Source organism: Enterococcus massiliensis (assembly GCF_001050095.1).
Lineage (GTDB): Bacteria > Bacillota > Bacilli > Lactobacillales > Enterococcaceae > Enterococcus_C > Enterococcus_C songbeiensis.
The window spans coordinates 178,928-192,869 of sequence record NZ_CVRN01000005.1; the positions used below are offsets into that span (position 1 = coordinate 178,928).

Annotated in this window: 14 protein-coding genes; 4 read left to right on the forward strand and 10 right to left on the reverse strand. The window is 40.1% G+C overall.

The window, feature by feature from the left end; genetic code table 11:
* Positions 1-91 precede the first annotated feature (91 nt).
* Together BN1875_RS03930 and citG are read left to right on the forward strand one after the other, a co-directional pair.
* Entirely contained in the window at positions 92-787 is a 696-nt protein-coding gene (locus BN1875_RS03930; protein WP_048603564.1) for a GntR family transcriptional regulator, read from the forward strand.
* On the forward strand, positions 780-1,637 hold the full coding sequence (gene citG / locus BN1875_RS03935) for a triphosphoribosyl-dephospho-CoA synthase CitG (protein WP_048603565.1): 858 nt from the start codon (positions 780-782) through the stop codon (positions 1,635-1,637). Before BN1875_RS03930 ends, citG begins: the two co-directional genes overlap by 8 nt.
* Here citG and BN1875_RS03940 read toward each other — a convergent pair.
* Positions 1,634-2,347, reverse strand: coding sequence for a response regulator transcription factor (locus BN1875_RS03940; RefSeq protein ID WP_048603566.1), 714 nt, complete (start codon positions 2,345-2,347; stop codon positions 1,634-1,636). The two genes, citG and BN1875_RS03940, sit on opposite strands and share 4 nt — an antisense overlap.
* A gap of 41 nt (positions 2,348-2,388) precedes the next feature.
* On the opposite strand from BN1875_RS03940, the gene BN1875_RS03945 reads away from it, so the two are divergent.
* Positions 2,389-4,191, forward strand: a complete 1,803-nt coding sequence (locus BN1875_RS03945) for a sensor histidine kinase (protein WP_048603567.1) — start codon at positions 2,389-2,391, stop codon at positions 4,189-4,191.
* A gap of 33 nt (positions 4,192-4,224) precedes the next feature.
* On the opposite strand, the gene BN1875_RS03950 is transcribed toward BN1875_RS03945, so the two are convergent.
* The 4 genes from BN1875_RS03950 to BN1875_RS03965 form a co-directional block, all read right to left on the reverse strand.
* Complete coding sequence (locus BN1875_RS03950; protein WP_048603568.1) at positions 4,225-4,635, reverse strand: phosphate-starvation-inducible PsiE family protein; 411 nt, start codon at positions 4,633-4,635, stop codon at positions 4,225-4,227.
* Positions 4,636-4,849: 214 nt separating this feature from the next.
* Positions 4,850-5,407 carry a hypothetical protein gene (locus tag BN1875_RS03955; RefSeq protein ID WP_048603569.1) on the reverse strand — a complete coding sequence of 186 codons (558 nt, stop codon included), beginning with the start codon at positions 5,405-5,407 and terminating at the stop codon, positions 4,850-4,852.
* Positions 5,404-5,739: a PadR family transcriptional regulator gene (locus BN1875_RS03960; RefSeq protein WP_048603570.1), complete on the reverse strand. Its 336-nt coding sequence runs from the start codon at positions 5,737-5,739 to the stop codon at positions 5,404-5,406. Before BN1875_RS03960 ends, BN1875_RS03955 begins: the two co-directional genes overlap by 4 nt.
* A 138-nt stretch (positions 5,740-5,877) precedes the next feature.
* Positions 5,878-6,354 carry a glutathione peroxidase gene (locus BN1875_RS03965; RefSeq protein ID WP_048603571.1) on the reverse strand — a complete coding sequence of 159 codons (477 nt, stop codon included), beginning with the start codon at positions 6,352-6,354 and terminating at the stop codon, positions 5,878-5,880.
* A 128-nt stretch (positions 6,355-6,482) separates the two neighbouring features.
* Between BN1875_RS03965 and BN1875_RS03970 the strand changes: the two genes are divergently transcribed.
* The gene (locus BN1875_RS03970) at positions 6,483-7,553 is read left to right on the forward strand and encodes an endonuclease/exonuclease/phosphatase family protein (protein ID WP_048603572.1); all 1,071 of its coding nucleotides are present in this window, start codon (positions 6,483-6,485) and stop codon (positions 7,551-7,553) included.
* A gap of 45 nt (positions 7,554-7,598) precedes the next feature.
* Here the strand turns inward: BN1875_RS03970 and leuD are convergent, their stop codons facing one another.
* The 5 genes from leuD to BN1875_RS03995 all read right to left on the reverse strand — a co-directional run bounded on the left by leuD (position 7,599) and on the right by BN1875_RS03995 (position 13,941).
* Positions 7,599-8,186 (reverse strand): 3-isopropylmalate dehydratase small subunit, encoded by a 588-nt coding sequence (gene leuD, locus BN1875_RS03975; RefSeq protein ID WP_048603573.1) that lies wholly within the window; start codon positions 8,184-8,186, stop codon positions 7,599-7,601.
* On the reverse strand, positions 8,173-9,555 hold the full coding sequence (leuC, locus tag BN1875_RS03980) for a 3-isopropylmalate dehydratase large subunit (RefSeq protein WP_048603574.1): 1,383 nt from the start codon (positions 9,553-9,555) through the stop codon (positions 8,173-8,175). Before leuC ends, leuD begins: the two co-directional genes overlap by 14 nt.
* Positions 9,539-10,606, reverse strand: a complete 1,068-nt coding sequence (leuB, locus tag BN1875_RS03985) for a 3-isopropylmalate dehydrogenase (RefSeq protein ID WP_048603575.1) — start codon at positions 10,604-10,606, stop codon at positions 9,539-9,541. Before leuB ends, leuC begins: the two co-directional genes overlap by 17 nt.
* Complete coding sequence (locus BN1875_RS03990; protein WP_048603576.1) at positions 10,599-12,104, reverse strand: 2-isopropylmalate synthase; 1,506 nt, start codon at positions 12,102-12,104, stop codon at positions 10,599-10,601. The genes leuB and BN1875_RS03990 overlap by 8 nt, the downstream gene beginning before the upstream one ends.
* A gap of 379 nt (positions 12,105-12,483) precedes the next feature.
* On the reverse strand, positions 12,484-13,941 hold the full coding sequence (locus BN1875_RS03995) for a PTS sugar transporter subunit IIC (protein ID WP_048603577.1): 1,458 nt from the start codon (positions 13,939-13,941) through the stop codon (positions 12,484-12,486).
* Between the last annotated feature and the right edge of the window lies 1 nt (position 13,942).

Below are 13,942 nucleotides of genomic sequence, written 5' to 3' on the forward strand. Positions count from 1 at the left end.
AAAAATGGGAAAGTTAACCTGAAATGTAGATAAATTATGCTGCATGAATTATCATAAAGGGGATTATTCGTTTAACCAAAGGAGATTTTTTATGAACCCCACGATTGAAGCGGTCAAAAAAAACTTAGATTTATCTCAAAATAAACCATTGAAAGTCCTAGTTTACGAAGCTTTTCGCAAAACAATTATCTTAGGCGACATTCCTGCCGGCGAACGAATCAATGAAAAAGAGTTCTCCGATGTTTTAAATATCAGCAGAACACCGATTCGTTTTGCTTTGCAAAAGCTTACCGAGGAACAATTAGTTGAACATATTCCAAAAATTGGCATTTTAGTGAAAGGAATCAGTATCAAGGACGCCCATGAAATCTACGATATTCGCAAATCATTGGATACTTTAGCGACCATTAAGGCAATGGAACTGATGACCGATGCTGACTTTGACGAGCTCAAGGCATTGCTTGAGCGCGGAGAAGCCTTTAACCGAGAAGACAAGGTAGATGATTTGCTGGCCAATTTTTCTGAATTCAATTCATTTATTTATCAAAAAAGCCAAATGCTGCGTCTAAAAGAAATCGTCACAGAATTGCAGGCCTATTTGGTTTATTTTCGCGACATTGCTATTCGCGCATCTGCTCGCCGTTCCAAAGCATTGGAGGAACATTGGCTGATCTATCGCGGCATGAGAACCAATAATATTGATCAGATTACTTTGATTACTCATGAGCACTTGGATCACTCCTTACAATTTATCATTAAAGAAATGGAGCGTCATCAAATTGAGTAACCCATCGCAACAAATCGCTGCTTTTGCCGAAAAGGCATTGCTGTACGAAGTAGCTTTGTCACCAAAGCCGGGATTGGTGGATCGACAAACAAACGGTGCACACCAAGATATGGATTTCTATACCTTCATTGATAGTATCACCAGCCTTGCTCCTTTCTTTTTTCACTATGCCGAAGCTGGCTATACCCATCAAGGGACATTTCCAGAATTATTTGAAAAAGTTCGAAGGTTAGGAATTGAGGCTGAAAAAAAAATGTTGCAAGCCACAAAAGGAGTTAACACCCATAAAGGGGCCAACTTTTCTTTTGCTGTTTTGCTTGCTGCTACGGGATTCTATCTGCAAAAAGAAAGACTCCCCTTTTCCGAAAAAGACACGGCTAACATTTTGCAACTCAGCGCGAAAATGACCCAGCATGTCATCAAACAAGACTTTGAAGCATTACACCTAAAAGAAAAACTGACTTATGGTGAAAAACTTTATTTGGAACAGGGAATCACTGGAATTCGAGGAGAAGCTGCGCAAGGTTATCCAGCGTTATCTCAACTGCTGCTACCTTTCTTACGGGAAAATAGAACGGAAAAAAAAGAGAACGTCTTACTACGGGCAATGGTTTTGTTGATGAGTGAAATCGAGGACAGTAACCTTTTGCACCGTGGTGGTTTCTCCGCTTGGCAAACCGTTAAAGAGGAGACAAAAAAAATTCATCAAGCCAATCTTTCTGCTGAAAAATTAGTCGATGAATTAGCTGCGTATGATTCACTGCTGATCACTCGTAATTTAAGCCCGGGTGGAACGGCCGACTTGCTGGCGCTGGGCATTTATTTTGCCTTTTTAGAGGAACTTTTCTAACCTTCTCCATCGGGAATGAAAGTATAGCCGATTCCCCAAATCGTTCGCAAGTAGCGGGCATTTTTTGGATCATCTTCGATTTTATTGCGGAGATGATTGATAAAAACCATGATGGTATTGTTATCTAACACCCCATCGTCCCATACGCTCTGATAGATTTGTTCCTTCGAGAATACTTGATCAGGATTTTCCAAAAAGAACTGCATGAACTGGGTTTCCTTAGAGGATAACTTGATTAACTGATCTTTTTTGAACAGTTGGTAGCGGCTTTTATCAAAGCGAAAATCCCCCACTTCAATCTCCACGGTTTGAGGATGTCGGCTTTGTTTGCGAATCACCTTGCCTCGATTTAACGTTGCTAAAATTTGCGCTTTTAACAGATTTGGTGAGAATGGTTTCGTAATATACTGATCCGCCCCCATCTCGAGACCAGCAATAATATCATTTTCGCTGGTCTTTCCACTTAGAAATAAAATGGGTACAATTGGATCTGTTTCTCGTATCATTTGTGCCAGATGAAACCCGTCATTTTCATAATCCAAAGTGATATCTAAAAGAAATAAATCAAACTGGACTCGTGACATGATATCGAGGGTTTTTTCTACGGATTCACTTTGATAAATCAAGATACCGGTTGCTTGCAGCGATTTCCAAATTAGACGCCGAATCGCCGGATCATCATCAACGATTAATATTTTGTCATTGCGCATCGTTTTTCTCCTTTATACTTTATTTTTCGAAAGGATCTGTTATGGAAAATAAACCTTCAAATAAATGGTTGATAATTGGTTTGCTCAGTGTAGCCATATTAACCCTTCTCGGTATCATCTTAACAATTACCAGCTATCATAACACACGAGAACAAGCCATGAAGTTAAACAAAAATCAACTAACGAAAATCAATGATTATGCAACAAAAGTCTGGTCCTTATCCATTCAAAACTATTCAGATATTTTAGAAAATTATTCTTTGGACTTTTTTAACGAAGACCAGCTTACCCAGCTACCCAAAAAAAATCGATTGATTAATGACTTTCAACCTGCAAATCAAGCGCTTGAAGGAATCTATCTGCTAGATACCGAGGGAAATCTGTTGGAAGGTTACAGCTACACCGATAACCGGTTGGAAAAAATAGCACAACTCCCTGCTTTTATTCAAAAGGATTCTTATTTTGAGGACGCTTTGGCAGGAAACACCATTCAAAACGGCAAAGAATTTTTTGCTAATAACGCTTCCTATATCAATCTCTACCAACCCGTAACGAACCACGATAAATCGGTGCATGCAACCCTTGTTGTCCCTCTTAATTTGGAAAAACTTTATCAAAATGAGATTCTTCCTGAGGACAATGATTATTATGGCTATACCATGATTAAAAATGAAGACTTCCGTGTGCTGGTTCACCCAGTTGAAGAACAAATCGGCTGGGATATTATTCAAGACCGCAGAAAAAAATTTCCTGATTTGGATCTTTCTGATCTGGAACACCTGCAAGAAGTCCAGGCCACCCACGACCACGGGACCCTGTCCTACTATTCTTACTGGTGGACAGAAGACAAACCTCGAAAGACATTAAAAATAAGTGCGTATCAATGGGTGACGATCGGTAAAGCTCGTTGGATCGTAGCCAGCAATTCAGATGTCAACCAACGAAGTGGAATTACCCTGCAGGAAATCCTGATTCTTCTAGGACTTTTCTTCCTTCTTTTGGCCCTGATTGCCTTAACCCTTTTAAATTTACGCAGTTATGCCAAACGCAATCAGGCCTATGTAGAAAATATGCGTCTTCAAGAAAAGCAAAAGCTGCTGGCAGAACGATATGAAACAGAGAAAATTTTTCAACAGGAATCAAAACTTGAAACAGTCGGTTTGCTTACTACTTCGATTGTCCACGACATGAACAATTTCTTGACTCCTCTATTAGGAAATATCCAACTTCTTTTGGCGGAACATCAAGAAGATGAAGTGTTGCAGGAAGATTTAAAAGAAATTTATCAAGCAGCAAAAAAAGGTCAACAATTAGCCGGAAACGTCCTACGTTTTTCAAAAAGTGATACCCGTCCTCGGACAAATCTTGATTTAAAAAACGTCGTGACAGAAGCCGTTCAAACGATGCATGTGCTGATTCCTCAAACGGTGAACCTTCAACTATCCGCTGAAGAAGTAGGGGAAAGTTTTTTTGAAGCAGATGATTTACAGGTTTTACTCTATAATTTAATTACCAATGCATTTCAAGCTGCCGGAAACAATGCCGTGATCCAAGTCAATCTGACACCTGCAAACCAGAAGCAGACGAAACAATTCCAACAGCATTCAGCTGCTTTACAAAAGAAAAAATTCGCTGTACTGGTTGTTCAAGACAATGGACCGGGAATTTCAAAAGCCATCGAAAGCAAAATATTCACGCCGTTTTATACTACGAAGTCTGAAGATGGCGGAACAGGATTGGGGCTGTTTGTTGTTGCCTCCATCATCAAGAAACATGATTGGCTTTTAGACTTAGAAAGCTCAGAGAAAGGGACTTGTTTCACTATTGCCATTCCTCTGATTTAAGTAGAGAAATCGACTCATTTTGGGTCGATTTTTTTATGAATCTTTTCCATGAAAGGCTTTGACTCTTTCCAATAGCATCAAAACCACAACCAAAACCAGGATAGCTCCTGCTAAAAAGAGAGTTTCTAATCCTCCACCATGAGCCAGCAACAGTTCCCTCAAGATTGCTGTAATACTGATCAAGATCAGATAGCGAACAGGAATGTGATGTCCCTCTTTCACGTAGCGCAGCAACATCAAAACGATTTCCAGTAAAATGAACAACGTAGCTATTTCCTCAATCAAAATCGATAAGTCGCTGATTTCTTTTAACGGAATTACCTGTTTAATAATTGTGTAGACTGCTTCTGCCATCACTACCAGTACGACTAAAACCAAGAGTGCCAACAACAGATCAATAAAAAAACTGATTGCTTTTTCAAACTTTCCAAATTTTCCGCTCATCCATTTCCTCCCTAAAAAATATTCGCTTTTATTTATTATAGTAAACGTTTCCCACTTTTGTAACAAAAAAACAAAAAAAGAACAAATTTACTTTTTGAAATAAATGATACCGGGTAAATCACAACAAAAACTCACCGCCCTTTTAAAAGATTTTAAAAAGACGCATGAGTTTTCCAAACAATCTGTTGATATAGTCCGCCTATACTTACTGCCTTTATCTTTCTATCCTGCTTTTTGAAATTTTGGCGTGACTTGCCATCCCTAATCCTAGGCCAAACAATAATCCCAATCCCAACATAATCCATAAAACCACACCGAAAATTGCTCCATCATAAAAAATCTGACCAAAGATTCCCAGAACTGCCCCGATCACTGTACCTAGAAACATGCGACTGGCATAGGAAAGCCCAATTGCTTCTTCTGTCGCTGGATCGAAATTTTCATAATAAGCGAGACGTTCTTGCTTTTTTTCTGCTTCTGAATGATTCGAGCTGTCTATCTGAAAAACCGCCTTTGCTTTTGCGAATGCATCGGTTTCTGACAACCCCTCTTCATTAATCAATTGCTCCATATAGTCTCGCATATAACTCGTCAACTCTGCGGTTTCTTCCTCACGATTGGTACCAAAACTTTTCTTTGTTTTCTCTTGTAGTTGCTTGGCTTTTAATTCCAATCTTTCAAAATAGCTCAATTCGCTTTTATCCAGCGAGTTCTTAATCGCCTCTTTTGCAAAACGAGTCATTGCTTCTTCCGTTTTTGGTGAAAAGATCATGCTTTATCTACTCCCTCATAATAAGTATCCATTAATTTTTTGATAAATAGCCATTCTTGTTGTTTATGTTTTAAAAAAGCAAGCCCGCTTTCAGTGAGATGATAGTACTTGCGTCGTGCCGCTTGTCCTTCCTGCCAATAACTTGTCACATAGCCATGTTTTTCTAAGCGTTTGAAGGCAACATACAACGTACCTTCCTTTAATTCAAAGGATTGCTCACTCAAAATTTTCGCCTGCCGTGCAACATCATATCCGTAGCTGTCTTCTTTCGCTAAAATACTAAGAATTATCGGATCAATATATCCCCGCAAAATTTCTTTATCCAGTTCCAACTCTTCACATCCTTTTATCTAATACCTCGTTACACGAGTATAATAAAGCGATGTATAATTTTTGTCAATATTTTTTCAAAAAAAAACATCTGATTGGATGGAATTTATCCCAAACCAATCAGACGTTTTCTGCTGTCTTTATTTTTTTAACAACTCTTCAATTTCTTCGGTCATTTTTTGAGGATTCGTTTGTGGTGCAAATCGTTGAACCACATTTCCATCACGATCAATCAAAAATTTAGTAAAGTTCCATTTCAATGCTTTTCCAAGGGTTCCTGGCGCTTGTTCTTCGAGATATTTAAATAGCGGCAGTGCGTTTTCTCCATTGACTTCAGCAATCTCATGCATTGGGAAGGTCACTCCATAAGTCCTTCGGCAACTTTCTGCTGCTTCTTTGCTGGAACTTACTTCTTGTTTAAATTGGTTGGATGGGAAACCCAAAATAACAAATCCTTGTTCCTGATACGTCTTGTACAGTTGCTCTAATTCTTCAAATTGTGGTGCTAAACCGCATTTGGTTGCCGTATTGACAATCACCAGAACCTTGCCTTTATACTGATCTAAAGAATATTTTTTGCCATCTTCTGTTGTTGCCTGATAATCATAAACCGTCATGAGAATCCTCTCCTTTCACTTATTGTACCCCAGATTTTGGAAAAAAGTGAGCATTTGAATTCTAAACAAATAGATTCCGCAAATTTCAATCTTCTGTTATGATAATTGAGACTGTAAGGAGGAAAATGATGAAAAAAATGATAAAAATAATTGGTGGTTTGTTATTAGGACTTGTTCTGATTTTTGGTGGGTATTTGGCGTATCTATTTCTTAGCTATGATCGATTGCCGGACAAACAAACGCTGACTATTGCTCACAACCAGACAAATCATTTACAAACAGATACGACTTATAAAGCTTTAACGTTTAATATTGGTTTTGGTGCTTATTCACAAGATTTCAGTTTCTTCATGGACAGCGGAAAGTATTCACGGGCCTATGATGAAGCAGAAGTGAAGAAAAATATGACCGGAATCACGGCTGCTGTTCAAGAAGCTGACCCGGATATTGCCTTCTTTCAAGAAGTTGATGTAGAAGGTGATCGTTCCCGCCATGTTGATCAAGTCGCATGGCTGGAAAATAATCTTACTGATTATTCCAGTGTTTTTGCCCAAAACTATGACTCAGCGTATCTTTTCTATCCCTTTACGCAACCAATCGGTAAGGCAAGATCTGGTCTGGTTTCTCTAGCCAAGGGAGAAATAACTGAAAGTACCCGCTACTCTTTACCCATTGAAACAAATTTCAATAAATTCTTTGACCTAGACCGCGCTTTTTCAGTTAGCCATGTCGCTGTAGCAGATAATCAAACGCTGACTATGATCAATCTCCACCTATCTGCATTTACAAAAGATCCCACCATTCATGAGGCGCAATTGACAAAATTATTTTCAAAAATGTCGGAGGAATATGAACAAGGTCATTATGTCATTGTTGCCGGTGATTACAACCACGATTTGATTGGTAACAGCCCGGAAGTTTTTGGTACAAAAAAAGAACGTGAAACTTGGACACATCCGTTTCCTGTCGAAGACTTGCCAGAACATTTTTCAATTCCAACGGCTGATTTACAGTCAGCTAAAGTTCCATCTGTTCGGGCATCAAATATTCCCTATGACCCAGATAAAAGCTATGTTTCCCTTGTGGATGGTTTCTTAGTTTCCGATAATATCCAAATCGAACAGGTCCAAGTCATGGATCAAAAATTTCAAAATTCCGATCACAACCCTGTAACGATGTCGTTTCAATTAAAAAAATAAAAGGACCGCCAAGAAAAATCAGCGCAGATTCTTCTTGGCTTTTTTCTATACATAATAACTTGGAATCGTCTTTTCATAAGCATCAATTTTTTCTGCATAGGTCAATGTAATCGAGATGTCATCCAACCCGTTGACCAGCTTTTCTTTCCAATCAGGATCAAAATCAAAAGGAAACTCACCAAAAGATGTAATAATTTTTTGTGCTGGCAGGTCGATGATAATTTTGCTGTCACCAGAAAGTGCTGCTAATTGTTGACGGATTTTTACTGGCATCACGAGTGGCAATAACCCATTTTTCATTGCATTCATAAAAAAAATATCACTGTAACTACCGGCAATGATTGCATGAAAGCCAAAATCCTGGAGCGCCCACGCGGCATGTTCTCGCGAAGATCCTGAACCAAAATTATCCCCTGTGATTAAAATCGTTGCCCCTTGATATTGGGGTTGATTCAGAGAAAATGTTGGATTGGGAGATCGGTCTTCCAGATACCGCCACTCATCAAATAAAAATTGTCCAAACCCGGTTTTTTCAATTCGCTTTAAATAGTCTTTGGGTATAATCTGATCCGTGTCAATATTATCATTCATTAACGGGACAATGGTTCCCTGATGTTGGTTAAATTTTTCCATAGATTTTCTCCTCCCTAATATCTACAAAAGTACCATAAATAGCCGCTGCTGCTGCCATTGCTGGGCTGCATAAATGTGTTCGTGCACCTTTTCCTTGCCGACCTTCAAAATTACGGTTACTTGTGGAGGCACAGTGAACACCTGCAGGTACTTGATCTGGATTCATTCCCAAGCACATGGAGCAACCTGGTTCCCGCCATTCAAATCCGGCTTGTTTAAAAATTTGATCCAAGCCAATTGCCTCTGCCGCATGTTTAACTGGACGGGAACCGGGAACAACGATTCCCGTAATCGAATCTTTAATTTTTCTACCAGCAACCATCTTCGCTGCTTCTTGCAAATCGGACAATCGACCATTGGTGCAAGAACCAATAAAAACATAACCAATCTCTATGTCTTCCGGTTTTTGTCCCGGTGAAAGTGCCATGTAATTATAGGCTCGTTCATCGTTCATATCCACAATTTCCGGAAAAGTACCCGTCACTGGAATACCCATTTCTGGATTAGTTCCCCATGTAACAAATGGTGCCAATTCTCCAGCGTCTAGTTCCAAAACGATATCAAAAGCTTTCTCGTCATCCGTGTAAAGCTGCTCCCAATCTTGGATTGCCCTTTGCATATCCTTAGGAGCATAACGACGCCCGGTAATATAATCAAAAGTCTTTTCATCAGGAGCAATCATTCCCATTTTAGCTCCTCCTTCGATCGCCATATTACAAATCGTCATTCGCCCTTCCATTGAAAGCGCTGAAATCGTCTCCCCAAAAAATTCTACGGCATACCCTACGCCAAAGTCAGTGCCATATTTTGCAATCAGTGCTAAAACAATGTCTTTAGCATATACCCCTCGAGCTAATGTTCCAGTAATTTTAATTCCCATATTTTGCGGCTTTTGCTGCCGAATTGTTTGAGTGGCAAAAACATGCTCCACTTCACTCGTACCAATGCCAAAAGCCAATGCACCAAATGCCCCGTGAGTGGCTGTGTGGGAGTCTCCGCAAACGATAACTTTTCCTGGTTGTGTCAAGCCTGATTCTGGACCTACCATATGGACAATTCCTTGATTTTCGCTCCCATTATCGCAAAGTTCGACACCAAATTCTTTGCAGTTGTTTCGTAGAGCATCCATTTGATTTTTAGCAATTAAATCTCTAATTTCAAAAATATCTTTTGTAGGAACATTGTGATCCATCGTCCCAAAAGTTTTTTCCGGATGTCGTAGGGTTCTCCCTGCTTGCCGTATCCCCTCAAACGCTTGCGGACTAGTTACCTCGTGAATTAAATGAAGATCGACATATAACAGTTGTGCTGTGCCATCTTCTCCTGTTACAACATGACGATGCCATAGTTTATCAAATAGTGTTTCCATCCGCTTTCCTCCTAATTTTTGCTTGAACAGCTTTTGTAAAGCTTTGGGTTGTTGCAGTTCCACCTAGATCTTTCGTAAAAATACCTTCCTCCATTACTTCGGTGCAGGCAGTTTCGATCCAATCAGCTGCTTCTCTTTCTTTAAAACTTTCCCGTAACATCATCGCCAGGGAACGCAACATAGATACTGGATTGGCGATACCCAAACCGGCAATGTCCGGTGCAGATCCATGGATTGGCTCATACAAGGAAGGGCCATCAATGCTGTGACTGGCACTAGGCATCACTCCCAATGAACCTGGAATCATAGAGGCTTCATCACTGAGAATGTCTCCAAACAGATTTTCAGTTACTACCACATCAAACCGTCGAGGTTCTTTGATTAAGGACATTGCAGCGGAATCGACAAATTGATGCTCCAACTCACACTCAGGGAACTCTTGTGCTACTTCTTCGGCAACTTGTCGCCAAAGCTTACTTGTTGCCAAGACATTCGCTTTATCCACGGAGGTTACTTTTTTTCTGCGGGTTTGTGCCAATTGAAAGGCATAGCGAAGAATACGTTGGATTTCATTTTTTTCATAGCGACAGGTATCTAAGGCTGTTTCATCCGTTCGTGTTCGCGGTTTTCCAAAATAAATTCCGCCTGTCAATTCTCGAACTATCACAAAATCCGCTCCTGAAACTATCTCTGGGCGCAGTGGAGAAAAATCAGTCAAAACCGGTGACATCTGGATTGGTCGAATATTTGTATAAAGCTTTAGCTGTTTTCGCAAAGCCAATAGTCCCTGTTCTGGTCTTTCGGGGGCTTTGTCCCACTTTGGTCCCCCAATCGCACCAAGTAAAATAGCATCGGCTGTTTCACACGCTTTTTTTGTTTTATCAGGAAAAGGCTCCCCAGCCATATCAATTCCCTTGCCACCAAATGGCTCTTCTTCGAGAATAAAATCCCATTGTTTGATTTGGATTAGTTGATGAAATATATCAAGTGCAGCTGCCATGATTTCTGGACCAATACCATCTCCCGCCAGCACTACGATTTTTCTACTCATTTTTGCTCACCTCAGTTTTTATTCGTCCCTTTGCTTGCAGATAAGCTTTTGCAGAAGCATGTAGGACATCAAAATCGATTCCTGTACCATGAACCGTTTGACCATTTTCATTTTTCACACTCACATAAACTTCCGCTTGAGCATCTTCTCCAGATGTGATACTTTTTATCTGGTAATCAGCCAGTGTCGTAGATGTAGGCAATAAACGATCAATCGTCTGATAAATAGCTTGAATACTGCCCGCTCCCTGATCGGATTTTGTGAAGGTTTGACCATTTTCTGAAATAGTAACTGTTGCATGTACTTTCTCAAGGGAATAATTAATTATCAATTGGTCTAATTGATAGTCTGCTCTTTCTCGACTTGACACTAAAGCGAATAAGTCCTCCTCATTGATTTCTTTTTTCTTATCTGCCAAAGCTTTAAATCTTTTAAAAGCAAGGTGTAATTCTTCCTCGGTAAAAGTAAAGCCCAATGCCTTCATCTTTTCAACAAAGGCATGTCTGCCAGACAGTTTTCCTAATGGTAAGGAATTTGTTGCGACTCCTACAAAGGCCGGAGAAATAATTTCATAGGTTCCTGGATTTTTTAAGACTCCATCTTGATGAATACCTGATTCATGAGCAAAAGCATTTGCACCTACGATGGCTTTGTTTCGCGGAACACTAACACCAGACAATCGACTAACTAAATCACTGGTTCGTTTCGTTTCCCCAAAAACAATTTGACTTTCCGCCTGATAAAAATCAGCTCGTGTTGCTAAACTCAAAGCAATTTCTTCTAAAGGTGTATTTCCTGCTCGTTCACCGATACCATTAATGGTTCCTTCCACCCGATTGGCTCCCGCTTCAATAGCTGCCAAAGCATTTGCAGCTGCCATTCCCAAATCATCATGACAATGAGAAGAGAAAATAATCGTTGGATCATTGATTGCAGTAATAAGAGTATGAATCATACTTCCATACTCGGTGGGATTCGAGTAACCGACCGTATCGGGAATATTGATAATGGTTGCACCTGCATGGATGGCTGTTTGAACGGCTTGTAATAAAAACTTCGGTTCACTACGTGTCGCATCTTCTGGAGAAAATTGAACTTTTTCAAATCGTTCTCGAGCATAGCGGACATGTTCATCAATGGATGCCAACACTTCGGCTTCCGTCATGTGTAATTTTGTTTCCATATGGATGGGGCTTGTTGCCAAGAAAACATGAATTTGTGGTTTTTTCGCATGAACTAAGGCTTCAGCCACACGGTCAATATCCGGTTTTCGACAGCGGGCTAGTCCGGCAACTGTCATTTTTTCCGCTACTTCAGCAATAGCTTGAACTGCTTCAAAATCTCCTTCAGAAGCAATGGGAAATCCTGCTTCGATAACATCAACGCCCCAGCGTTCCAACTGTTTGGCAATCTGAACTTTTGCTTTTGTATCAAAATTTACACCTGGAGTTTGTTCCCCATCTCGTAATGTAGTATCAAAAAATTGTATCTGTCTCATATTACTCCTCCTTTTTTTGATCAAAATGTTTTCCAAATTTTTTGGTTGAAGCTGAAACTTTTATTTTGAAATATAAAAAAAGCACCCCATGGAACTGGGATGCTTGGCTTCCCGTTCCATACAATGCGAAACAGGACTCTCCTTTAATTAGGTGAGCCCTCCGTCATAATAATAAGACTGTCTTCATTTGCATTGCTTTCATCAGGATTCCAACTTTCTTTTTTAAATTAACAGAATTTTTTAATAATTTTGAATTGTACAAATAATACTGAATAATTTAATAGATGTCAACCGTTTTTTTATTAATAAAAGAGAAACAGTTTGAGAATCTGCGAAACAATTCTCAAACTGCTTTGTGTTTATTTTTATACTCCCAAAATCAATCCTCCGAGGGAATGATTGTAATATCTGGGTTTCTATCTTCTTGCTCCTCTTTCGGTATTTCTTCGCTGTTCGGGTTGATTCGATTAGAAGCCAGAATAAACGGCGTCCAAATTACTGCAGCAACACCAAGATTCACGAGAGTCAAAACAATTGCCCGCCAATCTCCGGCTGTTGCCAAGAATCCACTAAGAATGGTCGGCATCACCCAAATGACATTTACTACGACTGGTCGAACAAATCCTGCCATTGTCGCAAAATATGCAATAGATGCTGTAACAAGAGGTGCTAAAATGAATGGAATCATCAACAACGCATTTAATACGACAGGTAATCCAAACATCACTGGCTCATTGATATTAAAAATCCCTGGAGCAATCCCCAATTTACCCACGGTTTTATAATCTGCTCGTTTAGAAAAAATCAAAATGGAAATTAGGAGCACCAATGTCACCCCGGCGCCTCCCGGCCAAACAAATGCCTCAAATGATCCTGCCACCCATCTAAAAGGAATCGGCTCGCCATTTTGAAACGCATTGGTGTTTTCAACCATTGCTGTACCATAAAGTGTTTGTAAAACCGGTGACATGATATTCGTCCCGTGTAGCCCGAAAAACCACAGCACGTGAACCAATAAAACAATAATGAAAACTGCTCCATAGCCTTGAGAAAGATTCATCAAAGGTGTTTGAATCGCTTCCAAAATCCAGTCAATCAACGGCATGCCCATTGCTTGACGGAACAAATAGTGAACGATTCCGACGGTATATAACGAAACCGCCGCAGGAATAATCGCCGCAAAGGCTTTGGAAACAGCCGGTGGTACAGAATCCGGCATCCGAATGATGATGTTTTTACGAATTAAAAAGGAAAAAATCAGCACGGAAATGAAGCCAAAGATCATTGCGGTAAACAAGCCAGAACCACCCATATATTTACTGAAATTAAAGTATCCCCAGGCACCCAGCGTCAACGTTTGACCACCGCCCTCAACTGCTTCTAAAATCCCGCCGGCTTCTGTAATGATCGCCGCCGTATCTGTTGAAAGAGTTTCTGGTAAATTCAACACTGCCGATGCTGCATCCGGCAGACCAATGATAAAAGCCACTAATGCTACGATACTTCCCGAAACTGGGTCAACATCATACGCTCTTGCCAAGTTTGCTCCTAAGGATAAAGAAAAAATAATCGCCATGACAGCTAGTGTCCCATTCCAAATCAATCCGTTCACGCCAATGACTGGAGTGAAAAATGTTGTAATCGCATTCTCTGGTCCCAAATATGTATTAGGAAAATCCCGCATAAATGCATTCAGCAACACCGCGATTGCTCCAGCCATCGTTGCCGGCATCGTTCCAATGAATGCATCTCGTAAGGCAACTAAATGCTTCTCTGAGCCAATTTTTGTCGCCAACGGCAAAATGTAACGTTCCATCCAATTCATTAATCCATTCATT

Bases quoted from the DNA above. Each gene is read 5' to 3' on its own strand.
- BN1875_RS03965 (WP_048603571.1), bottom strand. From the start codon at position 6,354: ATGACGGTTTATGATTATCAGGCAACAACAGAAGATGGCAAAAAATAT.
- BN1875_RS03990 (WP_048603576.1), bottom strand. From the start codon at position 12,104: ATGAGACAGATACAATTTTTTGATACTACATTACGAGATGGGGAACAA.
- BN1875_RS03930 (WP_048603564.1), top strand. From the start codon at position 92: ATGAACCCCACGATTGAAGCGGTCAAAAAAAACTTAGATTTATCTCAA.
- BN1875_RS03955 (WP_048603569.1), bottom strand. From the start codon at position 5,407: ATGATCTTTTCACCAAAAACGGAAGAAGCAATGACTCGTTTTGCAAAA.
- BN1875_RS03995 (WP_048603577.1), bottom strand. From the start codon at position 13,941: ATGAATGGATTAATGAATTGGATGGAACGTTACATTTTGCCGTTGGCG.
- BN1875_RS03970 (WP_048603572.1), top strand. From the start codon at position 6,483: ATGAAAAAAATGATAAAAATAATTGGTGGTTTGTTATTAGGACTTGTT.
- BN1875_RS03950 (WP_048603568.1), bottom strand. From the start codon at position 4,635: ATGAGCGGAAAATTTGGAAAGTTTGAAAAAGCAATCAGTTTTTTTATT.
- BN1875_RS03945 (WP_048603567.1), top strand. From the start codon at position 2,389: ATGGAAAATAAACCTTCAAATAAATGGTTGATAATTGGTTTGCTCAGT.
- leuD (WP_048603573.1), bottom strand. From the start codon at position 8,186: ATGGAAAAATTTAACCAACATCAGGGAACCATTGTCCCGTTAATGAAT.
- leuB (WP_048603575.1), bottom strand. From the start codon at position 10,606: ATGAGTAGAAAAATCGTAGTGCTGGCGGGAGATGGTATTGGTCCAGAA.
- BN1875_RS03940 (WP_048603566.1), bottom strand. From the start codon at position 2,347: ATGCGCAATGACAAAATATTAATCGTTGATGATGATCCGGCGATTCGG.
- leuC (WP_048603574.1), bottom strand. From the start codon at position 9,555: ATGGAAACACTATTTGATAAACTATGGCATCGTCATGTTGTAACAGGA.